At 69.1% G+C, this 23302-nt stretch carries 22 protein-coding genes; 13 read left to right on the forward strand and 9 right to left on the reverse strand.

Annotation, left to right across the window (positions count from 1 at the left end):
- The first annotated feature begins 550 nt into the window (after positions 1 to 550).
- The gene (locus ABD156_RS05995) at positions 551 to 970 is read left to right on the forward strand and encodes a hypothetical protein (RefSeq protein ID WP_344267542.1); all 420 of its coding nucleotides are present in this window, start codon (positions 551 to 553) and stop codon (positions 968 to 970) included.
- 1 nt (position 971) lies between these two features.
- Here the strand turns inward: ABD156_RS05995 and ABD156_RS06000 are convergent, their stop codons facing one another.
- Complete coding sequence (locus ABD156_RS06000; protein ID WP_344267544.1) at positions 972 to 2162, reverse strand: class I SAM-dependent RNA methyltransferase; 1191 nt, start codon at positions 2160 to 2162, stop codon at positions 972 to 974.
- On the reverse strand, positions 2159 to 4207 hold the full coding sequence (locus tag ABD156_RS06005; RefSeq protein ID WP_344267546.1) for an APC family permease: 2049 nt from the start codon (positions 4205 to 4207) through the stop codon (positions 2159 to 2161). The genes ABD156_RS06000 and ABD156_RS06005 overlap by 4 nt, the downstream gene beginning before the upstream one ends.
- Positions 4208 to 4303: 96 nt before the next feature.
- Between ABD156_RS06005 and ABD156_RS06010 the strand changes: the two genes are divergently transcribed.
- Both ABD156_RS06010 and ABD156_RS06015 read left to right on the forward strand, forming a co-directional pair.
- The gene (locus ABD156_RS06010; protein WP_344267548.1) at positions 4304 to 4969 is read left to right on the forward strand and encodes a potassium channel family protein; all 666 of its coding nucleotides are present in this window, start codon (positions 4304 to 4306) and stop codon (positions 4967 to 4969) included.
- A complete protein-coding gene (locus ABD156_RS06015) occupies positions 4969 to 5625 on the forward strand; it encodes a potassium channel family protein (RefSeq protein ID WP_344267550.1) in 657 nt (218 codons plus the stop codon). Before ABD156_RS06010 ends, ABD156_RS06015 begins: the two co-directional genes overlap by 1 nt.
- A gap of 57 nt (positions 5626 to 5682) precedes the next feature.
- On the opposite strand, the gene ABD156_RS06020 is transcribed toward ABD156_RS06015, so the two are convergent.
- Entirely contained in the window at positions 5683 to 6351 is a 669-nt protein-coding gene (locus ABD156_RS06020) for a DUF3159 domain-containing protein (protein WP_344268501.1), read from the reverse strand.
- An 87-nt stretch (positions 6352 to 6438) separates the two neighbouring features.
- Positions 6439 to 6819, reverse strand: coding sequence for an OB-fold nucleic acid binding domain-containing protein (locus tag ABD156_RS06025; protein WP_009075573.1), 381 nt, complete (start codon positions 6817 to 6819; stop codon positions 6439 to 6441).
- Between the two features lie 104 nt (positions 6820 to 6923).
- Here ABD156_RS06025 and ABD156_RS06030 point away from each other — a divergent pair, with 104 nt between their 5' ends.
- Positions 6924 to 7637 (forward strand): alpha/beta hydrolase, encoded by a 714-nt coding sequence (locus tag ABD156_RS06030; protein WP_344267555.1) that lies wholly within the window; start codon positions 6924 to 6926, stop codon positions 7635 to 7637.
- A gap of 275 nt (positions 7638 to 7912) precedes the next feature.
- Here ABD156_RS06030 and ABD156_RS06035 read toward each other — a convergent pair whose 3' ends face one another.
- Positions 7913 to 8578 carry a DUF3710 domain-containing protein gene (locus ABD156_RS06035; RefSeq protein WP_344267557.1) on the reverse strand — a complete coding sequence of 222 codons (666 nt, stop codon included), beginning with the start codon at positions 8576 to 8578 and terminating at the stop codon, positions 7913 to 7915.
- A complete protein-coding gene (gene dut / locus ABD156_RS06040) occupies positions 8578 to 9081 on the reverse strand; it encodes a dUTP diphosphatase (RefSeq protein ID WP_344267559.1) in 504 nt (167 codons plus the stop codon). The genes ABD156_RS06035 and dut overlap by 1 nt, the downstream gene beginning before the upstream one ends.
- Before the next feature lie 24 nt (positions 9082 to 9105).
- Between dut and ABD156_RS06045 the strand changes: the two genes are divergently transcribed.
- Positions 9106 to 9588, forward strand: coding sequence for a DUF3093 domain-containing protein (locus ABD156_RS06045; RefSeq protein WP_344267561.1), 483 nt, complete (start codon positions 9106 to 9108; stop codon positions 9586 to 9588).
- A gap of 396 nt (positions 9589 to 9984) precedes the next feature.
- On the opposite strand, the gene ABD156_RS06050 is transcribed toward ABD156_RS06045, so the two are convergent.
- Positions 9985 to 10293, reverse strand: a complete 309-nt coding sequence (locus tag ABD156_RS06050) for a DUF4193 domain-containing protein (RefSeq protein ID WP_013224476.1) — start codon at positions 10291 to 10293, stop codon at positions 9985 to 9987.
- Positions 10294 to 10802: 509 nt separating this feature from the next.
- Here ABD156_RS06050 and cei point away from each other — a divergent pair.
- Positions 10803 to 11486: an envelope integrity protein Cei gene (cei, locus tag ABD156_RS06055; RefSeq protein WP_344267572.1), complete on the forward strand. Its 684-nt coding sequence runs from the start codon at positions 10803 to 10805 to the stop codon at positions 11484 to 11486.
- Between the two features lie 38 nt (positions 11487 to 11524).
- Here the strand turns inward: cei and ABD156_RS06060 are convergent, their stop codons facing one another.
- Positions 11525 to 12361, reverse strand: coding sequence for an inositol monophosphatase family protein (locus tag ABD156_RS06060; protein WP_344267574.1), 837 nt, complete (start codon positions 12359 to 12361; stop codon positions 11525 to 11527).
- A gap of 64 nt (positions 12362 to 12425) precedes the next feature.
- Between ABD156_RS06060 and ppgK the strand changes: the two genes are divergently transcribed.
- The 7 genes from ppgK to ABD156_RS06095 all read left to right on the forward strand — a co-directional run bounded on the left by ppgK (position 12426) and on the right by ABD156_RS06095 (position 22320).
- Positions 12426 to 13187: a polyphosphate--glucose phosphotransferase gene (gene ppgK / locus ABD156_RS06065; RefSeq protein ID WP_344267576.1), complete on the forward strand. Its 762-nt coding sequence runs from the start codon at positions 12426 to 12428 to the stop codon at positions 13185 to 13187.
- Positions 13188 to 13410: 223 nt separating this feature from the next.
- Entirely contained in the window at positions 13411 to 14844 is a 1434-nt protein-coding gene (locus tag ABD156_RS06070) for an RNA polymerase sigma factor (RefSeq protein WP_344267578.1), read from the forward strand.
- Positions 14845 to 15458: 614 nt separating this feature from the next.
- Positions 15459 to 16436 carry an ABC transporter permease gene (locus ABD156_RS06075; protein ID WP_116205697.1) on the forward strand — a complete coding sequence of 326 codons (978 nt, stop codon included), beginning with the start codon at positions 15459 to 15461 and terminating at the stop codon, positions 16434 to 16436.
- Positions 16436 to 17446 (forward strand): ABC transporter permease, encoded by a 1011-nt coding sequence (locus ABD156_RS06080; RefSeq protein WP_344267580.1) that lies wholly within the window; start codon positions 16436 to 16438, stop codon positions 17444 to 17446. The genes ABD156_RS06075 and ABD156_RS06080 overlap by 1 nt, the downstream gene beginning before the upstream one ends.
- On the forward strand, positions 17443 to 19575 hold the full coding sequence (locus ABD156_RS06085) for an ABC transporter ATP-binding protein (RefSeq protein WP_344267582.1): 2133 nt from the start codon (positions 17443 to 17445) through the stop codon (positions 19573 to 19575). Before ABD156_RS06080 ends, ABD156_RS06085 begins: the two co-directional genes overlap by 4 nt.
- 40 nt (positions 19576 to 19615) lie before the next feature.
- Positions 19616 to 21304, forward strand: coding sequence for an ABC transporter family substrate-binding protein (locus ABD156_RS06090; protein WP_344267584.1), 1689 nt, complete (start codon positions 19616 to 19618; stop codon positions 21302 to 21304).
- A gap of 80 nt (positions 21305 to 21384) precedes the next feature.
- Positions 21385 to 22320, forward strand: coding sequence for a DUF3592 domain-containing protein (locus ABD156_RS06095; protein WP_344267586.1), 936 nt, complete (start codon positions 21385 to 21387; stop codon positions 22318 to 22320).
- Here ABD156_RS06095 and ABD156_RS06100 read toward each other — a convergent pair.
- Positions 22303 to 23283 carry a phosphotransferase family protein gene (locus ABD156_RS06100; protein WP_344267588.1) on the reverse strand — a complete coding sequence of 327 codons (981 nt, stop codon included), beginning with the start codon at positions 23281 to 23283 and terminating at the stop codon, positions 22303 to 22305. The genes ABD156_RS06095 and ABD156_RS06100 overlap by 18 nt on opposite strands.
- Between the last annotated feature and the right edge of the window lie 19 nt (positions 23284 to 23302).

The following is a 23302-nucleotide window of genomic DNA, read 5'->3' on the forward strand; positions in this document are numbered from 1 at the left end:
GGCGGGCACAGCCACCCGCTCGCTCCGGCCGACCGGATCGGTTCGCCCGCCGGATCTCAGCCGGGCGCCGGGCCGCCGTCGGCCCGTCGCCAGAACACGCGCCGTTGCCAGCACTTCGCGCAGAATCATGTGCCACCCCTCGCTTCGTCCTCCGGCCGTTGCCGGAGAGCGCACCTCCTCGATGCACATAAGGTCAGTCGCCAGCGAGCGCGTGAAGGTTCTCGAGTAATCGAACCGTTACCAAAAGTCACCATCGTCAGCTCTGACCGGCCTTGCTCAGGGTGCGGATTTCGTTGCGGGACAAGCAATCGAGCACCTGCCCCGCACCGAGCCGGGTCCACACCCGGGCAATCCGCGGCCAGCGCCGGAAAACCGCGCGCGACCGGCGAAGGCGAGAACCGCGGACCCATCACGCCGCGAGTGCGGACACACAGCAAGCAACCGGTGCCTTACCCGCGCCAAGCCGAGCCCCACCCAGCCAGCACCGGCGGAACCGGGATCGCGAAGGCAAACCGCGGCCAGGAGACGCTCCGGACGTAGACTTCCTTGTGTGGCAGGCAATCGGGCGCTCGCGTGGGCCGGGGCGATCGCCGCGGTGGGCGGTGGCGTCGGGCTTGCCCTGCCGACCGCGCACTACCTGCCGTCGCATCTGCCGCTGGGCGCTCTGGAACCCGACCTGGACCTCGGCCTCCGGCTGGTCTGCGCCGGGGCGTTGGCACTCGCGTTCGCTCTCGCGATCCTGACCCTGCGCCGACGCCAAGCCGAGCCCCTGGCCTTCGCCTCCCTGACCGGCATCGCGGTAGCGGGAATCCTGCTGCACTACCTCGTGATCACGCTCCCCGGCGTGAACCGGCTCGCCCCGTCCGCCGCTGTACAGCCAGCGGTCGGGGCGTGGGTGCTGCTGGCCTCCGGCCTGGTCCTCGCCGCGACCGGATTCGCCGCGGCAGCCGCCGCTCAGCGAGCCCGATAGGTCACTGCAGCAGCGCGACACACTCCACGTGGTGCGTCATCGGGAACGCGTCGAATGCCCGCAGATCCGTCAGCGAATACCCGTGCTCGGAGAAGAACTGCACGTCCCGCGCCAACGCCGCCGGGTCGCAAGCCACGTAGACGATCCGATCCGGCTCGCCGGCCGCGATCGCGTTGACGACCTCTCGGCCCGCCCCCTTGCGCGGCGGGTCGAGCACCACGACGTCGACCGGCGTCGGCGCGTCCCCGATGAGGTGTTCCACGCGCCCGGAACGCCAGCTGACCTGCGGCAGGTCGGAAAGATTGCGCTCGCCGTCGGTCACCGCGCGCCGTCCGGATTCGATCGCCAGCACCTGCCCGTCCGGGCCGACCTGTTCGGCCAGCACCGAAGCGAACAGCCCGACCCCGGCGTACAGGTCCCAGGCGATCCCGCCGCGCGGCGCGTCCGCCCAGTCCCGCACGAGTCCCGCGAGCGTGTCGGCGGCGCGCGGGTGGACCTGCCAGAATCCGTGCGCGTCGAGCCGCCAGTCCCGCCCGGCCGCGTGCTGGATCGCCATGCCGCCGGACAGCTGCTTGCCCTGCGTGCGCCCGCGCACCGTGACGAGTTCGCGCAGGTGGAGGTGGTTGTCGCCGTCGCTGGTCGTTTCCAGTTCGACGCCCGGCCGCCAGCGCTTGCTCAGCGCGGCGTCGAGCGAACCCGGCACCGCGATCGGGCAGTCGTCGATCGGGATGACGCGGTGGCTGTGGTGCGCGCGCAGCCCGGCCTGGCCGTCGCGCCCGGCGACCAGCCGCACCCGGCTGCGCCAGCCGAGCGGGCTGTCGTCGAGCGCTTCCACGACCACCTCGCGCTCGATCCCGGCGAGCCGCTGCAGCTGTTCGGCCACCACCGCGGCCTTCAGCTCACGCTGGTAGGCCGGTTCGGCGTGCTGCCAGTCGCAACCTCCGCAGCCGCCCGGCGCGGCGAGCGGGCACGGCGGCGTCACCCGATGCTCGGACCCGCTGAGCACCTCGATCGCATCGGCCCGGCAGAACGAACCGCCTTTGTCTTCAGTCACTTCCGCCCGGACGCGTTCGCCCGGCAGCGCGTGCCGCACGAAGAGCACTCGTCCGTCCACACGCGACACGCAGTGCCCGCCGTGCGCGACCGGACCTACTTCCAGTTCCAGTACGCGGCCTAGCCAGCTGTCGCTCATTCCGATGATTCCTTTGTCGCAGGGGCTGGCTTCTTGGCGTCCGCCGGGCGAGCGGTGCCGGGGGTGAATCCGCGCCGGACGTCACCAGCGGACGGACGGGCCTTGCGCATCCGCGCGGCCGCCTTCTGCGACGACTCCAGCTGCCACGGCACGCTCGCTACGACCACGCCTGGCTGGAACAGCAACCGTCCCTTGAGCCGCAACGCGCTCTGGTTGTGCAGTACCTGCTCCCACCAGTGCCCCACGACGTACTCGGGAATGAACACAGTGACCACGTCGCGCGGGTTGGCACCGCGCACGCGCTTCACGTAATCCAGCACCGGCTTCGTGATTTCCCGGTACGGCGATTCGACGACCTTCAGCGGCACCTTGAACTTGTGCGCTTCCCATTCCTGGGTCAGCGCGCGCGTGTCGGCGTCGTCCACATTGACCGTGACGGCTTCGAGCACGTCCGGGCGCATCGCCTTGGCGTAGGCCAGCGCGCGCAGCGTCGGCCGGTGCAGTTTGGACACCAGCACGATCGCGTGGTTGCGCGAGGGCAGCACGGTCGGCGCGTCGCCCATGTCCTTGAGCTCTTCCGACACCCGGTCGTAGTGCTTCCGGATCGCCGTCATCAGCGCGAAAATCGCCACCATCGCGGCGATCGCGATCCACGCGCCGAGCAGGAACTTGGTGATCAGCACGATCACCAGCACGACGCCGGTCATGGTCAGGCCGACCGCGTTCACCGTCTGCGAACGGCGCATCCGCCGCCGCGCCGCCGGGTCGGTCTCCTTGGCCAGCAACCGGTTCCAGTGCCGGATCATGCCCGCCTGGCTCACCGTGAACGACACGAACACGCCCACGATGTACAGCTGGATCAGCCGGGTGACCTCCGCGTCGAACGCGATGATCAGCACGAGCGCGAAGGCCGCGAGGAACAGGATGCCGTTGGAGAACGCGAGCCGGTCGCCTCGGGTGTGCAGCTGCCGCGGCAGGTAGCGGTCCTGGGCGAGGATCGAGCCGAGCACCGGGAAGCCGTTGAACGCGGTGTTCGCGGCCAGCAGCAGGATGATGCCGGTGGAGAACGAGATGTAGTAGAACGCGGGCGGGAAGCTCTCGAACACCGCGTGCGCGATCTGCGCGACGATCGTCTTCTGCTCGTAGCCCGCGGGCGCGCCGGCCAGCTGCCGCGCCGGGTCCTCGGCGAAGTTCACCTTCGTAACGACCGCGAGCGTGATGATCCCGACGAGCATCGTCACCGCGAGCACGCCCATCAGCAGCAGAGTGGTGGCCGCGTTCTTCGACTTTGGCTTGCGGAACGCCGGAACGCCGTTGCTGATCGCCTCGACCCCGGTCAGCGCCGCCGCGCCGGACGAGAACGACCGCAGGATCAGGAACACGAACGCGACGCCCGCCCAGCTGCCTTCCTCGTGCAGCGTGAAGCCCGCGCTCTCGGCGCGCATCTCGGTGCCGGTGAAGGTCTGGAACAGCCCCCAGACGACCATGATCAGGATGCCGGCGATGAAGCCGTAAGTGGGAATGGCGAACGCTTTGCCCGATTCGCGCACCCCGCGGAGGTTGAGCGCGGTCAGCACGGCGACGATCACCACCGCGGTGATCACCTTGTGGTTGGCCACCCACGGGATCGCCGAGCCGATGTTGGCGACACCGGACGAAGTGGACACCGCGACGGTCAGCACGTAGTCGACCAGCAGCGCGCTCGCCACCGTCAGGCCGAACTTCCCGCCGAGGTTGGTGGTCGCGACCTCGTAGTCGCCGCCGCCGCTCGGATACGCGTGCACGTTCTGCCGGTACGACGCCACGACGACGAGCATGACCAGCGCGACCGCGACCCCGATCCACGGCGCGAAGGCGTACGCGGACAGGCCGGCGACGCTCAGCGTCAGGAAGATCTCCTCCGGCGCGTAGGCCACGCTGGACAGCGCGTCGGAGGCGAAAATGGGCAGCGCGATGCGCTTGGGCAACAGCGTGTGGGAAAGACGGTCGCTGCGGAACGGACGCCCTAGGACCAGCCGTTTCAACACGGTCGGGAACTTCGACACCACGAGAGCGTAACCGGGTGGGCGCAAGGTAGGTTCGGCGCTGGTGTCCGAGGGTACCCACGACCGGGTCATCCCCACCCTGCGAGGAGGCTAAGCGTGCACGTGGTGATCATGGGATGCGGCCGCGTCGGCGCGTCTCTGGCCGCGGCGCTGGAGCGGCTCGGCCACGACGTGGCCGTCATCGACAAGAACCAGCAGGCGTTCCGCAGGCTGGGCAGCGACTTCCACGGCCAGCAGGTCGTCGGGGCGGGTTTCGACCGCCGGGTGCTCGTCGAGGCCGGGATCGAGCGAGCGGGCGCCTTCGCGGCCGTGTCGAGCGGCGACAATTCCAACATCATCTCCGCGCGGGTCGCGCGCGAGAACTTCGGCATCGAGCACGTGGTCGCGCGGATCTACGACCACAAGCGCGCCGCGGTGTACGAACGGCTGGGCATCCCGACCGTCGCGACCGTTCCGTGGACGACCGACCGGTTCCTGCGCACCCTGCTGCCCGACGGCGTCGCCTCCGCGTGGCGCGACCCGTCCGGCAACGTCGCGCTGCTGCAGCTTCCGCTGCACGAGGGCTGGGTCGGCCGCAGCGTGCGCGAGCTGCAGGAGACCACCGGCGCGCGGGTGGCGTTCATCATGCGCTTCGGCACCCCGGTGCTGCCGGATGCGAAGACCGTCGTGCAGGCCGACGACGACGTGTGGGTGGCGGCGCGCTCGGGCACCGTCGGAGACGTGACGAGCCTGGCCGCTCGCGCCCCCGAGGAGGAGAACTGATGCGGGTCGCGATCGCGGGCGCGGGAGCCGTCGGGCAGTCCATCGCCGCCGAGCTCATCGACGGCAATCACCAGGTGATGCTGATCGAGCGCGACGCCGACCAGTTCGAGCCGGAATCCGTTCCGCAGGCCGACTGGGTGCTGGGCGACGCGTGCGAGGTGTCGATCCTCGAGGAGTCCGGAATCGAACGCTGCGACGTCGTGATCGCGGCGAGCGGCGACGACAAGGCGAACCTCGTGGTGTCGCTGCTGGCGAAGACGGAGTTCGCGGTGCGCCGCGTGGTGGCGCGGGTGAACAACCCGGCCAACGAGTGGCTGTTCACCGACGCGTGGGGCGTCGACGTGGCCGTGTCGACCCCGCGGATGCTCGCCGCGATGGTCGAGGAGGCGGTGAGCGTCGGCGATCTGGTGCGGCTCATGACGTTCCGGCAGGGGCAGGCGAACCTGGTGGAACTCACCCTGCCGGAGGAGACGCCGCTGGCGGGCAAGCCGGTGAGCGAGCTGGCGCTGCCGCGCGACGCGGCGCTGGTGACCATCCTGCGCGGCGACCGGGTGATCGTGCCCCAGCCGGAGGACCCGCTGGAGGCGGGCGACGAGCTGCTGTTCGTCGCGACCTCGGACGTCGAACCGGAGATCCGCTCGGCGCTCGGCTACTGAGACGGACGAAAAAAGGGGCGGGCCCGCGATGGGCCCGCCCCTTTCTGCCGCGTCGGATCAGGTCTCCGGGGTCGGCGTCTGCGCGTACTTCTCCCGCAGCCGCGCCTCCACCTGCGCGTCGGTTTCCGGCTCCGGCTCTTCCTCGGCGAGCGCCTTCAGCCGTTTGTCGGAGCGGCGCACCGCCCAGACGACCACCAGCAGCCCGATCGCGTACAGCGGGTAGCCCATCGCGATCTTGGCGAACGCGAGCCAGCCGGTCTGGTTGCCGTCGTACAGCCAGCGCTGCACCACGAACCGGGCGGCGAAGATGACGGCCATCGCGAGCGTCGCGACGTCGTAGCCGTAGCGGGACGGCTTGTCCTTGCGCCAGGCGGTGCCGTTGCCGTTGAGCGCGTTCCAGACGACGCCCGCCAGCGGCCAGCGCACCAGCACCGAGATCACGAACACGGCGCAGTAGGCGAGGCTCGCCCAGATGCCGAAGAGGAAGAACCCCTTCGCGGACCCGGTGCGGAACGCGATGAACGCCGCGATCGCGACGCCGAAGAAGCCCGAGATGGCCGGCTGCAGCGGCTCCTTGCGCACGACGCGCAGGACGGTGATCGCCACCGCGCTGCCGATCGAGCCCCAGATCGCCACGGTGAGCCCGAAAAGCGCGTTCAGGAGCACGAACACGATGACCGGCACCGAGGAGTAGAACAGGCCGGAAACCCCGCCCATCTGCTCCATCAGCGTCGGCTGCCGCTCTTCGTCGCCCCCGTTTCCGGGCGCGTCCTTCTCGTCGCGGGGAGCAGCGGGTTCAGTCACGAGCGTTGATCACCCTACCGGGCTCTGGAGTTCGTAATACGGGTTGTAGAGCACCTTCTGCCCGTCCCGTTCGGCCATCCGGCCGCGGACCTTGACGGTGCGGCCGGGCTCGATGCCGGGAATCCGGCGCCTGCCCAGCCAGATTAGCGTCACGCCCTGCGTGCCGTCGAACAGCTCCGCCTGCAGCGAGGCGGGCCCGTCGGTCGGCGACAGCTCGACGCTGCGCAGCCTGCCGAGCACCGTCACCTCTTCGCCGGACCGGCAGTCACAGGCGCGCTGCGCGCCTTCGGCACCCGACCTCTCGGACATCTCGTCGGCGTCGAGGTCCTCGACGTCGCTGGTCAGCTTGCGAACCAACCGGCTGAAGTAGCCGCCGTCCTTGGCGGACATGGTGTGCTCCTGTGCTCCGGGGCCCCCGACTTCGTTCGGCCCGTGCGTGTTCCAGCGTAGCTGTGGTCCCAGTCAGGGAAACGGGTTTGGGGCAAGATCGCAACGTGACGTCCGCAATCCGTATCCCGGCCGCCGTCCTGCTGCCCGGCACCGGCTCTGACGAGGTCTTCGTGCGCTCGGTGTTCGGAGGGCCGCTGGCCGCGCTGGGAGTGCCGCTGATCACGCCCGCGCCGGTCGCCGGGGCCGGTCTCGCGGAGGCGTTTTTGGCCGAACTGGACGGTCTCGCTGACCGGTACGGGACGGTGCTGGTGGGCGGGATTTCGTTCGGGGCGCATCTCGCGGCGGAGTGGGCGGTGGCGAATCCCGGGCGTTGCGGGGGGCTGCTGGCGGCGCTCCCGGCTTGGAATGGGGAATCCGGATCAGCACCCGCGGCGCTGGCTGCGAGCGTTACAGCGGATCTGGTGGCTGATGTGGGGGTGGAGGGGGCTTTGGCGGCGGCTGTCGCGGGGAGTCCGGGGTGGCTTGGGGAGGAGTTGGGGCGGGCTTGGCGGCGGCATGGAAGCGGGCTGGAGGCTGGGTTGAGGGTTGCTGCCGGGAGGAGTGCGCCGACGTTGCAGGAGTTGCGGGGGGTGGGGGTTCCGGCTGGGGTCGGGGGGTGTGCGGATGATCCGGTTCATCCTGCGGGGGTCGCTCGGGGGTGGGCTGGGGCGTTGCCTCGGGGGGTTTACGGGGAGACGTCGCTTGAGGTGGTTGGGCGGGATCGGGAGGCGTTGGGGAGGGTGACGGTTTTGGCGTTTTTGCGGGGGTTGCGGGGGTGAGCGGCTCGTCGCCTGGCGGCGACATTGGCCCGTCTTTGGTTGCGTGGGGCACCCCGAAGTTTGATTGTCCTGACGGTCTGGGGGTGCTTGTCAAGGCGGGAAAGATGCCTTGACAAGCACCCCCAGACCGCAGAGGAGGCTTCGTATCGGGGTTGGGGCAGGGCCGGGTGCCTCGATCGTTGGGTGCATTGGCTGGGGTTGGTGGGTCGTGAAAAAAGAACAGAGGCCCTCACGGGTGTGCTGTGAGGGCCTCTCTCTTGCTTGGGTTTTGCTGGTCAGCCTTGTTGTTCTGCGATGTGCTGGGCTACCGCGTCGGGGAGGGTGATGGGGAGGGGGGTGCGCACCGGCATGGGGGAGTTGCCTCGGTCTACGACGGTGCGGCGCACGATTGCTCGCAGGACCTCGGGGGCTTGCGAGGCAGTCGATTGCGGGCCGGCGATTACGCCGCGCAGCATCCAGCGTGGGCCGTCTACTCCGACGAAGCGCAGCGCTACGTCGCCGACGATCGCGGACAGTTCCATGCCCCATTCGCCTCGGCCTACGTTGACCTTCGCGCCGTCCGCGCGCAGCTGGTCGGCCAGTTCGTTGCTGACTTCCCGCCACAGGCCGCCGGATTTCGGGGCCGCGTAGGCGCTGACGGTGATTTGCCCGACTTCCGTCACGACGTGCACTGCTCGCACGCCGCCTTCCTCCGGGTCCATTTCGACCTGCACCTGCGAACCGTCCGGCACTGGGACGCGTACCGAGCCCAGGTCGATGCGCGGGATGCCGTCTTCCTCCGCTTCGGTGGCGTCGAACGGGCCGTCGGTTGTTTCCGAGAGCTGGTCCTCGGGTTCGAGCGCGTCGACGACGCCGTCAGCTTCGGCGCTTTCGCCGCGCTGGGAAGCGACGCCCCCGGTCTCGTCGTCGCCGGACCGGCGCTTGCGTCCGAAAATCCCCACTATCGTTCCGTTCCTTCCCCGGTGCCCGCGCCGGTGTCTCCGGCGCCGGGTGCCAGTGTGGCGTGCCCGCCGGTCGAGCCGTAACCTCCCGCGCCGCGTTCGGTCTCCTCGAGTTCGGCGACCTCGACGAATTCCGCGTGCTCCACGCGCTGGATCACCAGCTGCGCGATCCGGTCGCCGCGCGCCAGCACGATTTTCTCGCGCGGGTCATGATTGACGAGACAGACTTTGATCTCGCCGCGGTAGCCCGAGTCGATCGTGCCGGGAGTGTTGACCACCGACAATCCGACGCGCGCCGCGAGCCCCGAGCGAGGGTGCACGAACCCGGCGTACCCGGAAGGCAGCGCGATCGCGACCCCGGTGCCGACGACCCCGCGCTCGCCGGGTCCGAGCACGATATCCGAGGTGGTGACGAGATCGGCCCCGGCGTCGCCGGGCCGGGCATAGGCGGGCGGCGGGACTTCGGGGTCGAGCCGCTGAAGGAGGACCTGAACGCTGGACATGGGCGGCGAGACTACCCTTGATGCGTGGCTGACCGCGTGAACACCGCCGCGACGGGCGTCGTCGCACACTCCGAACGGCTCTACCTCCCATGGTGGGGCTGGCCGTTGCCGATGGCCGGAGCGATCCTGCTGGGCGTCGAAGTCCACCTCGGCTACCCGTCGATCCCGATGTGGATCCCGCTCGCGATCGCCGTGCCCGTCATGGCCGCGCTGCTGCTCTCGATGGGCAGGGCCAAAGTCAAGATCACCGCGGGCGACGACCCCGAACTCTGGCTCGGCGACGCCCACCTGCCCCTGCGCTACGTCGGCGAAATCACCGTCGTGGAAAAAGACGCCAAACGCCACGCCCTAGGCCGCGACGGCGACCCCGCCGCCTTCGTCCTGCACCGCGGCTGGGTAGGCCCCGCAGTCCGCATCACGCTGACAGACCCCTCAGACCCCACCCCGTACTGGCTCTTCAGCACCCGCAAACCAAAACGGGTCGTCGAACTTCTCCGCGGCGCCTGAGCCTGACCCCAGGTCCGTGAGGGGAACCCTCACGGACTCAGAGTCCCTCAGGGTTCCCCTCACGGACCTAGCAGCACCAGCGCACCCCAAGCTCCAAGCACCCAGCCCGCGCCCCGCACCCCGATACGAAGCCGCCCTGCGGTTCGGGGGTGCTTGTCAAGGCATCTTTCCCGCCTTGACAAGCACCCCCGAACCGTCAGCACAATCGGGCTTCGGGGTGTGGGGCGCCCCAAGCGGCAATGTCGCCGCCAGGCGACGAGCCGAACGCGAGCACCCCCGAACACGAGTAAGGGGGCCGACCAACAGGCCGACCCCCGTGCTTACCCGGTCATCCCAAGACCGCGAAAACGCTGACCCCGTGAATCTCCCCTAGATCTCCCCGAGAAAATCCCCAGGTCAGGCGCAATCGCGGCAGATCAGCCGTCCGCCGTTGTCCTCGGCGAGCCTGCTCCGGTGGTGCACCAGGAAGCAGACCGAGCAGGTGAACTCGTCCGCCTGCTTGGGCACGACCTTCACGGTCATGTCTTCCCCGGAGAGCCCGGAGAGGTCCGCGCCGGGAAGTTCGAAGTTTTCCGCGGTCGCGTCCTCGTCGACGTCGACGACGCCGGACTGGTTCTCGTTGCGCCGGGCCTTCAGCTCCTCCAACGAGTCTTCGGCCAGCTCGTCGGCTTCGCTGCGGCGCGGAGCGTCGTAGTCGGTAGCCATGGTGTCCCTCACCCCTGCGATTCAGCGTGTCGTCCTGCACCGGTTCCGGAGGCGCCCGATACCGGTCGTGCCGCTGGTCAACGTTCCAGCGCCCCTGTTTGTGCCCGGCCTGCGAGTGACCCAGGTCTCAACCTGGTTGACCTCGTCCGGCGGCCGGAGCCCGGGAAGGGTAGCTCACCGCCGGGCGCGCCTCGCACCGAGTCGGACATTGCCGCTCCAGCGTCACCCGGGAGGGGGAACGCGCAGGTGAGACGGCTGTCCTCCGTTCGGGTTGCCCCGGCGTCGCGAACGTCACCTCGCGGTCGTGTCCGTTTGCTCCCGCCGAGCCGTCCGTGGTGCGATCGCCACGGAGGGGCATTACGCGGAACGGGTGAAGGTGACCCGCGACACCGCGCGCCGCGGCGAGCGCCTAGGCTCACCGGCTACCACGCCGGTGCGTACGCTGGCGATTACCGCGAGGCGCGGCGGGGTTACCGCGGCCGGTTCTGCGAGGGGAAGGGACGGGGCAGGTGGCGTCGGGGAACGGGTCGGGGAACCGTGGTGCGCGGCCTTATCGCAAGCACCGTCCGCTGCCCGCGTTGATCGTGATCGGCGTGCTCGCGCTCGGCGCGGTGTTCGTCTGGGTCAACGCCGTCGTGGGCCGCGGCGACGTCGACGAGGCGGTGCGCTGCAATCCCGAGCCCAAAGCCCCGCCGGGAATCACCTACACCTCGGTGCCGCACAACGGCCTCGACGACCGCTCGCCCATGCCGCCGGACAAGGTCGCGCTGAAGGTGCTCAACGCGAGCAGCACGCGCGGGCAGGGCAGCATCGCCACCAACGCGCTGCGCGACCTCGGCTTCACCGCCATCGGCGACCCCGGCAACGACCCGGCCTACCCCAAGGGCGACGCACGCTGCCGCGGCCAGATCCGCTACGGCGACAACGGAGCCGCCGCGGCCCGCACGGTCAGCCTGGTGATCCCCTGCGCGGAGCTGGTCCACGACACCCGCAAGGACGCCACCGTCGACCTCGCCACCGGCAAGCTGTTCACCGACATCCAGCCGCGCCCCGAGGCGGTCAAGATCCTCAAGCAGCTCACCGCCTGGTCGCAATCGCACCAGGGCGGCGGCAGCAGCGAGCAGTCCGCCGGCCCCGGCGCGCCGGTGATCGACCAGACGCTCCTGGCCTCGGCCCGCGCCGTCACCTGCTGACCTCGTCCGCGAACGAGATCAGCAGGCACGACCCGCGGTCACACCTCCGCCGCACCGCCCGCGGCCAGCGCCGCGCGCAGGTCCGCCGCGATCCCCGGCGACGCCGCGAACGTCGAGTCCTCCCCCAGCTCCGCCGCCTCGCCCGGCAGCAGCACCGTCGCGCCCGCCTCCCGCGCCACCAACGCCCCGGCCGCCCAGTCCCAGCGGTGCAGGCCGTGCTCGAAAAATCCGTCCAGCCAACCGGCCGCGACAGCGCACAGGTCCAGCGAAGCCGCTCCCCCGCGGCGGATGTCGCGCACGCGCCCGACCAGATCCGCCGTCAGCTTGCCCTGCCGGACCCGGCGGTCCTGCGCGTACGAGAACCCCATCCCGACGAGCGCCAGGTCCAGCCGGTCCGCCTTCGACACCGACAGCCGGTCGCCGTCGAGCCACGAACCGCCGCCGCGCACAGCCGTCCAGCGCCGCCCGCTCACCGGCTCCACGACCGCTCCCGCGACCGACACCCCGTCGATCTGCGCGGCGATCGACACCGCGAAGGCCGGCAAGCCGTACAGGAAGTTGACCGTCCCGTCGATCGGGTCGACCACCCAGGTCACCCCGCCCGCGGCGTCGTTGCCAGAGCCGCCGCCCTCCTCCCCCAGCACCGGTTCCCCGGGCCGGATCCGCGCCAGCCGCGCGCGGACCAGTTCCTCCGACTCCCGGTCCACCGCGGTCACCACGTCGGTCTCCGCCGACTTCGTGTCCACCGCGACCTCGCCGCCGGACCGCATCCGCGCCCAGGCCGTCCGGACCAGGTGCGCGGCCTCGACCGCGACCTGCTCGGCGGTGTCCTTCAGGTCGTTCAGCATCGCCTCGTCAACTCCCACGCCCGCCATGTCACCACATCCGGTTAAAGTCTCCGCAGCAGACTTCTGAATCGTGCGAGAAGGGACCACGTCAGTGACGGCGACCCGAGGTTTCGGAATCGACATCGGCGGCAGCGGGATCAAAGGCGCGCTGGTCGATTTGGAACAGGGACAGCTCATCGGGGACCGGCACCGGATCGAAACGCCGCAGCCGTCGACGCCGGACGCGGTGGCGGACGTCGTCGCCGAGATCGTCCGCGCGGCGGAGTGGGACGGCCCGGTCGGCGTCACGCTCCCCGCGGTCGTGAAGAAGGGCACCGCGCACACCGCGGCCAACATCGACCGCAAGTGGATCGGCACGGACGCCGAGGCGCTCTTCGCGAAGCGGCTCGGCAAGGGCGTCGAGGAAGTCACGATGCTCAACGACGCCGACGCCGCGGGCCTCGCCGAGATCCGCTTCGGCGACGCGGCCGCGCGCGCCGGCGTGACCGCGCTGCTCACCTTCGGCACCGGCATCGGCAGCGCGCTGTTCCACGACGGCAAGCTCGTGCCCAACACCGAATTCGGCCATCTGGAGGTCGACGGCCACGACGCGGAGAAGCGCGCCGCCGCTTCGGTGAAGGACAACGAGGGCCTGTCGTACCCGCAGTGGGCCAAGCGGGTGCACCGGTACCTCTCGGTGCTGGAGAACCTGATCTGGCCGGACCTGTTCATCGTCGGCGGCGGCGTCAGCAAGAAGGCCGAGAAGTGGGTGCCGCTGCTGGACATCCGCACGCCGGTGGTCGTCGCGTCGCTGCAGAACAACGCGGGCATCGTCGGGGCCGCCGCGGCCGCCGCGGAGGGCGCCGGGCACTGAGCCGGAAGGCCCGCGCCGGGTCTCGGACCGGTCACCGGGAGGCGCCGGGCAGGGGGCCGGAGGGTGATCGCTTCGCGACGCAGTGGGCCGACGTCGTTACAATGGAACACGGCGCAGGAGCTGCGGAGGTAAAACCGCAGGCCGAGGCGTGTTCCCCGAATGTGAGGCAGCTGAGGTGGCGACATCTCGGCTCGTCATGATCGACCGCTGCGAAAGGGCGTAAGTGGCAGCCGCAAGAACCGCAACCCGAGGCGGGACGAAGACAGCGACCGAAGCCGGCGAGCCGGCCGACGAGGCAGCCACCGGAGCGGCGAAGTCCCCGGCGCGCAAGACCGCCGCGAAGCCGGCGGGCGCGAAGAAGACTCCGGCCAAGAAGGCTCCGGCGAAGAAGGCCGCCGCGAAGGGCGCGAAGACCGACGACGGCGATCCCGACGGCCCGGTCGACCTCGACGAGGCCGAACTCGACAGCCCGGACCTGTCCGATCTCGAAGAGGTCGAGGTCGACGTCGTCGACGAGACGGTCAACGACGAGACCGACGACGATGACGACGACTCCGACGACACGGACGAGGCCGAAACGGCCGAGGGTCCCGCGGGCGCGCCGGCGTCCACCGCCGCGCGCCGCCGCGCCGCCGCGGCGGACAAGGGCGGCAAGTCCTCGGACAACCCGGACTTCGTGTGGGACGAGGAGGAGTCCGAGGCGCTGCGCCAGGCGCGCAAGGACGCCGAGCTCACCGCGTCGGCCGACTCCGTCCGCGCCTACCTCAAGCAGATCGGCAAGGTCGCGCTGCTGAACGCCGAGGAGGAGGTGGAGCTCGCCAAGCGGATCGAGGCCGGGCTCTACGCCGCCGAGCGCGTGCGCACCGCCGAGGAGGAGGGCGAGAAGCTCGTCACCCAGATGCGCCGCGACCTCAAGTGGATCGTGCGCGACGGCGAGCGGGCCAAGAACCACCTGCTGGAGGCGAACCTCCGGCTCGTGGTGTCGCTGGCCAAGCGCTACACCGGCCGCGGCATGGCGTTCCTGGACCTGATCCAGGAGGGCAACCTCGGCCTGATCCGCGCGGTGGAGAAGTTCGACTACACCAAGGGCTACAAGTTCTCCACGTACGCCACGTGGTGGATCCGCCAGGCGATCACCCGCGCCATGGCCGACCAGGCCCGCACCATCCGCATCCCGGTGCACATGGTGGAGGTCATCAACAAGCTCGGCCGCATACAGCGCGAACTCCTGCAGGACCTCGGCCGCGAGCCGACGCCCGAGGAGCTCGCCAAGGAAATGGACATCTCGCCGGAGAAGGTCCTGGAGATCCAGCAGTACGCGCGCGAGCCGATCTCGCTGGACCAGACCATCGGCGACGAGGGCGATTCGCAGCTCGGCGACTTCATCGAAGACTCCGAAGCGGTCGTCGCGGTGGACGCGGTGTCGTTCACGCTGCTGCAGGACCAGCTCCAGTCGGTGCTGCAGACGCTGTCCGAGCGCGAGGCGGGCGTGGTCCGGCTGCGCTTCGGCCTCACCGACGGCCAGCCGCGCACCCTCGACGAGATCGGCCAGGTCTACGGGGTCACGCGCGAGCGGATCCGGCAGATCGAGTCGAAGACGATGTCGAAGCTGCGTCACCCGTCGCGCTCGCAGGTGCTGCGAGACTACCTGGACTGAGCTTCTCCGTTCCGCGAGAAACCCCGCCCCGCACTACGCGGCGGCGGGGTTTTTCGCGTTTACCGACAACAACGCGCAGGGCGACGGCCTGGCATTTCCGCGAAATCCTTCCTTCGCCGGACCACAGTGGACGCCGGCCGGTCCGGAAAACCCGGCGACGCGGGATCCCGATGCGAATTACGCTGCGGCACAACCGGAATCCGCGGACCGGATCCCGATAAGGAACGTGCATCCGAACGTGCGCCCCGGCGCCGCCGCCGAGCAGCGGACGTTCCGTTCCGGTCCGTTTCCCGTTCACAACCGTTCACCCGGAACCCCCGGAACCGTTCCGGAATACTCATCGCCGGTGCACAGGCGCGCACCCACCGCGACACTGGGACGCGAACAAGGGGCTAAAGTCGGTTGTTCTCCGTCGATGCGCGGAAATCGTGATTGTTTGGTTGCCTGAAAACGAAGATCGCAAGAGCTGATCGCCATTAGGCTGCGCCCACAACGAGCGTCAGTATTGGAAGGCAGCACCGCCCAGTGTTTTCGACGAAAACTCAATCGCGAGCGAGCCAGGGAAGCCCGGCGGCTTGGAGCGGATCCTCCGGCCCCGGTGAAGCGAGGCAACTGTGATCGGGTTCCTCCTCCGCAGACTCGTCAACTACATCGCCCTGTGCCTCGTCGCGACCTTCGCGGCGTTCTCCTTGGCGTCACTGTCCTTCAGCCCGCTGGACGCGCTCAAACTGCGCAACCCGCCCGCCCCGCAGGCGACCATCGACGCGAAGGCCGCCGAGCTGCACCTGGACCAGGCGATCCCGCACCGGTTCTTCACCTGGCTGGGCGGCGTCATCCAGGGCGACTTCGGCCGCACCGTCGCCGATCAGGCGATCACCGACGAGCTGTTCCGCCGCGCGGGCGTGAGCCTGCGGCTGTTCCTGCTCGGCATCACGATCGGCATCATCATCGGCGTGCTCGTCGGCGTGGTCAGCGCGATCCGGCAGTACAAGATCAGCGACTACCTCGCCACCACGTTCTCCTTTGTGGTGCTGTCGACGCCGGTGTTCGTGATCGCCACGATCCTCAAGGCGGGCGCGCAGTCGGTCAACGACAACCTGCTCGACGGGTACCAGTTCTTCATCGTGCAGGGCGAAGGCGGCGCGATCGACGGCGGTTTCGGCGACGTCCTGCTCGACCGGCTGCAGCACATCATCGTGCCGACCCTGGCGATCGTGCTGACCCAGGTCGCCTACTACAGCCGCTATCAGCGTTCGGCGATGCTCGACGTGCTCGGCTCGGACTTCCTGCGCACCGCGCAGGCCAAGGGCCTCACGCGGCGGCGCGCGCTGTTCAAGCACGGCCTGCGCACCGCGCTGATCCCGATGGCGACGCTGTTCGCGTTCGGCTTCGGCCTGCTCATCACCGGCGGCGTCTTCACCGAGAAGATCTTCGGCTGGTACGGCATGGGCGACTGGCTGGTGACCGGCATCCAGAAGCAGGACACCAACATCGTCACCACCGTGACCCTGTTCATCGCGATCTGCGTGCTGCTCGCCGGCTGGCTCGCGGACGTGCTCTACGCCGCGCTCGACCCGAGGGTGAGGATCTGATGGCCGCCCCATTGAACGAGGCCGACCTCGCCGACTCGGCCGTCGCCGCCACCGAAACGGAGACCGAGCGGCAGAGCGGGAAGTCCTCCAGCCGCGGCAAGCTCGTCGCCCGCCGGTTCTTCCGCAACAAGCTGGCCCTCGCCGGGCTGGTCGTGATCCTCCTGTTCTACGTGCTGGCGTTCACCTACAGCTGGTATTCGCCGTGGGGCTACGACGAACTGGACCCGACCTCGACGCTGATGCCGCCGGACGGCACGCACTGGTTCGGCACCAACCAGATCGGCGGCGACATGTTCGCGCAGACCATGCGCGGGCTGCAGAAGTCGCTCACCATCGGCCTGCTGGCCGCGCTGTTCTCCACCGGCGTGGCCTCGATCGTCGGCTCCGCGGCCGGGTACTTCGGCGGCTGGACCGACCGGGTGTCGATGTGGGTCGTCGACCTGCTGCTGATCCTGCCGCCGTTCCTGATCATCTCGATCCTGTCGCCCGCTTTCCGCGGCAAGACCTGGCTGATCCTGGTCGGCCTGATCGCGCTGTTCCAGTGGATGATCACCGCCCGCATCGTCCGCGGCATGACGCTGACGCTGCGCGAACGCGAGTTCGTGAAGGCCGCCAAGTTCATGGGCCAGTCCCCGTGGCGGATCATCTTCAAGCACATCGTGCCGAACATGGCGTCGCTGCTGATCATCGACGCGACGATCAACGTCGGCGTCGCGATCATCATGGAAACGTCGCTGTCGTTCTTCGGCTTCGGCGTGCAGGCGCCGGACGTTTCGCTGGGCACGCTGATCTCGGCGGGCTCCGACGCGGTCCGCACGTTCCCGTGGCTGTTCTACATCCCGGCCGGCTTCCTGGTGTTCACCGTGCTCGCGGTGAACTTCGTCGGCGACGGCCTGCGCGACGCGCTCGACCCGTCGTCCAGCCGTTCGCGGCGCAAGGAACGCAAGCGGATCCAGGAAAACACCGCGAAAACCTCCTCTTCGACGCAGACCGTGGGAGCAGAAGCATGAGCGCCGCACTCGAACTGAGCGCGGAAACGGGCAAGCCCACCGGCACCGTGCTCGAGGTCTCCGACCTCGAAGTGTCCTTCCCCTCCGAATCCGGCCGCGTGCACGCGGTACGCGGCCTGAACTACCAGGTCGCGGCCGGCGAGGTGCTCGGCATCGTCGGCGAGTCCGGTTCGGGCAAGTCGGTGTCGTCGCTGGCGGTCATGGGGCTGCTCCCGCCGCAGGCGCGGGTGTCGGGCTCGATCCGGTTCCAGGACAGCGAATTGATCGGCAAGTCCGACACCGACCTGTCGAAGATCCGCGGCAAGAAGATCTCGATGGTCTTCCAGGACCCGCTGTCCGCGCTGACCCCGGTGTACACCGTCGGGGCGCAGATCGCGGAAGCGCTTCTGGTGCACGGCAAGGGCACGGTCACCAAGCAGCAGGCGAACAACCGCGCGGTCGAACTGCTCGATCTGGTCGGCATTCCGAACGCGGCGGCGCGGGCGAAGGCGTTCCCGCACGAGTTCTCCGGCGGCATGCGCCAGCGCGCGGTGATCGCCATCGCGATCGCCAACGACCCGGACCTGATCATCGCCGACGAGCCGACCACCGCGCTCGACGTGACGGTGCAGGCTCAGGTGCTGGAGGTGCTGAAGACCGCGCAGGAGGTCACCGGCGCCGGCATCGTGATCATCACGCACGACCTCGGCGTGGTCGCCGGGTTCGCCGACCGGCTGATGGTGATGTACGCCGGGCGCGCGGTCGAGCAGGGTCCGGTCGACACGATCTACGCCCAGCCGCGGATGCCGTACACGCTGGGCCTGCTCGGTTCGATCCCCCGCGTCGACGCGCGGGAGAAGCAGCCGCTGGTGCCGATCGAGGGCCAGCCGCCGTCGCTGGTGAACCTGCCGCAGGGCTGCCCGTTCGCGCCGCGCTGCCCGCTGGCGATCGACGCCTGCCGCACGGCCGAACCGGAACTGTTCACGATCACGCCGGGCAACCCGAACGCGCCGGTCGACACGACGCACCGGGCCGCCTGCATCCGCACCGAGGAACTCGGCCGTCCGGAAGCGGACGCCGCCGAGGTCTACGGCGCCGAGGTGATCGAGGAGGCCGCGGTCGCTTCGGTGCCGCGCGCCCAGCGCTCGACCGTGCTCGACGTGCAGGACCTGCAGAAGCACTACGCGGTCAGCAAGGGCACCGTTTTCAAGCGCAAGGTCGGCACGGTGCGCGCGGTCGACGGGATCACCTTCGACATCGTCGAGGGCGAAACCCTGGGCCTGGTCGGCGAATCCGGCTGCGGCAAGTCGACCACGCTGATGGAGATCCTCGAACTGGCCGCCCCGGCGCACGGTTCCGTCGCGGTGCTCGGCAAGGACGTCGGGAAGCTCTCGGGCAAGGACCGCAAGTCGATCCGCCGCGACCTTCAGGTGGTCTTCCAGGACCCGATGGCCGCGCTCGACCCCCGGCTGCCGATCGGCGACATCATCGCCGAGCCGATGGTCACGCACGGGTTCTCGAAGGAGCGCATCGCGCAGCGGGTGCCGGAACTGCTCGGGCTGGTCGGCCTGCGCCCAGAGCACGCCGACCGGTATCCGGCGGAGTTCTCCGGCGGGCAGCGCCAGCGCATCGGCATCGCGCGGGCGCTCGCGCTGGAGCCGAAGCTGATCGTGCTCGACGAGCCGGTGTCCGCGCTCGACGTGTCGATCCAGGCCGGCGTGATCAACCTGCTGGACGAGCTGAAGGCCAAGCTGGGCCTGTCGTACCTGTTCGTGGCGCACGACCTGTCCGTGGTCCGGCACATCGCCGACCGGGTGGCGGTGATGTACCTCGGCAAGATCGTGGAGATCGGCGACGTCCGCACGGTTTTCGAGGCGCCGCAGCATCCCTACACGCAGGCGCTGCTGTCCGCGATCCCGATCCCGGACCCGGCCAAGGAGCGCGAGCGCGGCCGGATCATCCTCACCGGCGACCTGCCCAGCCCGGCGAATCCGCCGTCGGGCTGCCGGTTCCGCACCCGGTGTTTCGTCTTCTCCCAACTGTCCGAACAGGACAAGAAGAAGTGCGTCGACGTCGAGCCCCCGCGCGAATCCCGCGCGCAGGACCACGACGTGGCGTGCCACTACGCCAAAACCCGCGAAGTTGTGTAGCCACAATCCGTTGGCACACCGAAAGAAGGAAGGTAAACACATGCGACGGAGAATGGCCGCACTCGTGGCCCCCGTTGCCGCTCTGGGGCTTCTGCTCGCCGCTTGCGGCGGGGGCAGCGGCGGCGGCAGCAATCTTCAGGACACCGGCTCGACGGGCGTCAAGACCGCCGACATCAACGAGCAGCCGCTGGACAAGCTGAAGGACGGCGGCGACTTCAAGTGGCCGGTCGACCAGCTGCCGGACAACTGGAACTACTACCAGGTCGACGGCACGGTCCTGGACGGCGCCAGCATGTTCGGCGCGATCCTGCCCTACCCGTTCCCGCAGAACGCGGACGCGACGGTCGGCCTGGACAAGAACTACCTGACCTCGGCCGAGATCGTCAGCCAGGACCCGCAGGTCATCGAGTACAAGATCAACCCGAAGGCCAAGTGGAGCAACGGGCGCCAGTTCTCCTGGGAAGACTTCGCCGCCATGGCGAAGGCGCTGACCGGCAAGGACGCCGCCTACCAGGTCTCCAGCACCACCGGCTACGAGGACATCGCCAAGGTCGAGAAGGGCACTGACGACCTCGACGTCAAGATCACCTTCTCGAAGAAGTTCGCGGAGTGGAAGTCGCTGTTCTCGCCGCTGTACCCGAAGGAGGCGATGGCCGACGCCAACACCTTCAACAAGGGCTGGGCGCAGAAGGCGCAGATCACCGCGGGTCCGTTCAAGATCAAGAGCGTCGACTACACCGCCAAGACCGCGGTGTTCGAGCGCGACCCGAACTGGTGGGGCGACAAGCCGAAGCTGGACACCGTGACCTACAAGGTCGTGGACCGTCCCGCGCTGGCTGACGCGTTCGCCAACGGGCAGATCGACTACTACCCGCTGAACAACGACATCAACGCGTTCAAGCGGGCCCAGGCGGACCCGAACGCGGTCGTGCGCCAGTCTGCTTACCCCGACTACACGCACATGACGCTGAACGGCGCCTCGTCCTCGATCCTCGCGGACAAGGACCTGCGGCTGGCGATCATGCGCGGCGTCGACACGGTGACCATCGCGAAGTCGATCCTCGGCCAGATGCAGAAGGACACCACGCCGATCGGCAACCACCTGTACCTCAAGGGTTCGAAGACCTACGAGGACAACAGCGGCCCGTACAAGTTCGACGCGAACGCGGCCAAGGCGGAGCTGGACAAGCTGGGCTGGAAGCAGTCCGGCGACCTGCGCGCCAAGGACGGCAAGCAGCTGAAGCTGCGCCTGGTGATCCCGTCGGGCACCCCGATCAGCCAGCAGACCGGCCAGATCCTGCAGTCGCAGCTGAAGGCGATCGGCGTGGGCGTCGACATCGTGGCGGTTCCGTCGACCGAGTTCTTCAAGAACTACGTGAACGTCGGCAACTTCGACCTCACGCTGTTCCGCTGGATCTCGAACTCGTTCCCGATCGGCGGCAGCAAGGGCATCTACTACCTGGACCCGAAGAACATCAACCAGAACTACGGCCGCATCGGCAGCGACAAGGAAAACCAGCTGCTCGACGCCGCGGCGCAGGAACTGGACGACACCAAGCGGGCCGCGGACATCAACGCCGCGGACAAGGAGATCTGGGCGCTCGGCCACCAGCTCCCGATCTTCCAGTCGGTCGGCGCCTTCGCCGTCCGCAAGACCGTGGGCAACTTCGGTTCGCCGGGCTACGCGAACAACCCGTACGACTACCCCAAGATCGGGTTCGTGAAGTAATCCTCCCCTAGCGGGAATCGAAGGAGCGGCGCGGACTCCCCGCGCCGCTCCTTCCTTTTTGGACAGTTAAGGTGATCTCTGTGCGGAAGTTCCTGCGGCTGCGGCCGGTGCGGCACATTCTCGTGACGAGCGCGGTCGTGTTCGTCGTTTGCGCGGTGGTGTTCGTGGTGCAGCTGCTGGAGTTCAACAGCACCCGGCCGCGGCTGCAGGGCCTCACGGTGAACGCGACCGGAATCGTCTCGCGAGTCGACGACGCCACTGTCACGGTGCGATTCCCGGTGCCGAACCAGCCGGAAGCGAGTGCGGCGGTCGAGCTGGACACCACTCCCCCTCCGCTGGGTACGAAGGTTCCGGTGCGCTACGACCCGTCGGCTCCGTCCCGCGCGGTCACGACCGGTGCTTCGGCGTTGGTGACTGCCGACCGCGCGTCGACGTACGCGACGGTCACTGTGGTCGCAGTGCTCGCGGTGCTGGCGGTGAACGGGTTCTTGCTCTTCACGCGCTTTGTGCAACCGTCGCGACGCAAGGCTGGCTCCTCGGTGCCGATGCGGCGGGTGAAGGTACAGCGCGGCTTGCTGACGCGGTCGTGGCTGGAAACCGACACGGCGACGCCCCGATGGATCCCGGTGTACTTCTCGCCGACGCTGATCGGCCTGCCGTCGCCCTCGCGCGTCGAGGTGCTGGGCGATCTGCGCACGGACCGCCATGTCGCCGTTCGCATCGACGGCGAGGTGCTGTACCCGGCTGGTTCAGTACGCACTGGAGAGCCTCGCGGTCGCCGTCTGGACAACCCTTCCGCGCCGGACGAAGAACGTACGCTCGCCGCGGCCACGCCGGTTCGCCTCGCGCGTCAGTTCCGTGCCGATCTGCCGGTGCTCGCCGTCGCCCCCGTCGTAGGCGCGTTCTGGGCGCTGGTCGACGGCAGCGGCTTCGCCGGATGGCTGACCGTCAGCGTGCTGATCGCCGCCTTCGGCTTCTGGTGGGCCGCCCTGCGCGGCTCAGACCCCTCGCTCTGACTCCAGCGCCGCCAGAATCTCCGCCAAGTCAGCGTACGTCTCGTCTGTCTGCTTCTCCTTGAGCCGCTGCCGCTCCAATCGCACCGCGCCGAGGTGCCGGGCCTCGTAGTACAACGCTCGCCGCCGCGCCGACGGGGACTCGTCGGGCCGTCCGTAGGTGTCCCAGAACCAATCCCGTTTCGAGCCCGTTTTCACCGAGGCCATCCGGATCGTCCAGTCCGCCGCCGGGTCGCCCCACCAGCTGCGGTCGTGGTCGAACACTCCGACGATCTCCAGCTCCGGCGTCAGCATCACGTTCACGTGCCACAGATCCCCGTGCATCAGGCGCGGTTCGGTGATCTCGTCGAGCAGCGCGGCGTCGCGCTTCGCCCAAGCGGCCATCGTGCGCAGGTCCGACCCGTCGAGGCCGAGGTCTTCGACGTCTGCCGCGTTGTCCTCGAAGTAAGAGACGAGTGCTTCGCTCCAGGTCGCGAAATGCGGCCCGGCCACGACGCCGAAACCGGGGCCGCGCACGTCGTGGATGGCGCGGGTGATGTCGCCGAGTTGGCGGAAGTACGGCGCCCGCTCCTCCGGCTCGAAACCAGAAAGGATTTCCGGGCCGGGTTCTCCGGGAAGCACGGCCTGCAGCACGTAATCGCGGCCGATGACCTGGTGCGTGAAGTCGGCCGCGAGCGTGCGCGGCATCAGCGGCGCGATCGGCGCGAAGTACGGCGCGGCAAGGTATTCGTTGCGCATGAACTGGTGCTCGATCCGCGTCTGCCGCGCCGGTTCCGGGGCGACGCGCAGGATCGCCGGGCCGTCGGCCAGCTCCACCCGGTAGGTGTTGTTGTACCCGCCCCAGCCGATTTCGACGGCGGACCGCACGTCGCTGCCGAGCGCGCGGCGGCAGAGCAGTTCGATCTGCTCGGCGGTGAGGGCTTGCTGGAACGCGTCCGAGGGCCGGTCTTTCGGCTGGAAGTCCACCCGGGCATCCTGCCACTCC

The sequence above is a fragment of the Amycolatopsis albidoflavus genome (assembly GCF_039525725.1).
Taxonomy (GTDB): domain Bacteria; phylum Actinomycetota; class Actinomycetes; order Mycobacteriales; family Pseudonocardiaceae; genus Amycolatopsis; species Amycolatopsis albidoflava.